This window comes from Cytobacillus sp. NCCP-133, assembly GCF_026011715.1.
Classification (GTDB): Bacteria; Bacillota; Bacilli; order Bacillales; family Cytobacillaceae; genus Cytobacillus.
In genome coordinates, this window is sequence record NZ_BRVM01000062.1 from 1 (window position 1) to 543 (window position 543).

1 rRNA gene is annotated in these 543 nt (G+C 53.4%); it reads left to right on the forward strand.

Annotation, left to right across the window (positions count from 1 at the left end):
• Window positions 1-543, forward strand: a 23S ribosomal RNA gene (locus NCCP133_RS21845); the annotation flags it as partial.

A 543-nucleotide genomic window follows, 5' to 3' on the forward strand; every position in this document is an offset into this window, starting at 1 on the left:
GTACCACCTCTTTACCGTTTGAGCAATGGGGGGACGCAGGAGGATAGGGTAAGCGCGCTGCTGGATTAGCGCGTCCAAGCAGTTAGGCCGGTAATGAGGCAAATCCCGTTACCACCAAGGCTGAGCTGTGACGGCGAGGGAAATTTAGTACCGAAGTTTCTGATTCCACACTGCCAAGAAAAGCCTCTAGCAAGGGAAAAGGTGCCCGTACCGCAAACCGACACAGGTAGGCGAGGAGAGAATCCTAAGGTGAGCGAGAGAACTCTCGTTAAGGAACTCGGCAAAATGACCCCGTAACTTTGGGAGAAGGGGTGCTCATTAGGGTGAATAGCCCTGATGAGCCGCAGTGAATAGGCCCAGGCGACTGTTTAGCAAAAACACAGGTCTCTGCGAAGCCGCAAGGCGAAGTATAGGGGCTGACGCCTGCCCGGTGCTGGAAGGTTAAGAGAAGAGGTTAGCTTAAAGCGAAGCTTTGAATCGAAGCCCCAGTAAACGGCGGCCGTAACTATAACGGTCCTAAGGTAGCGAAATTCCTTGTCGGGT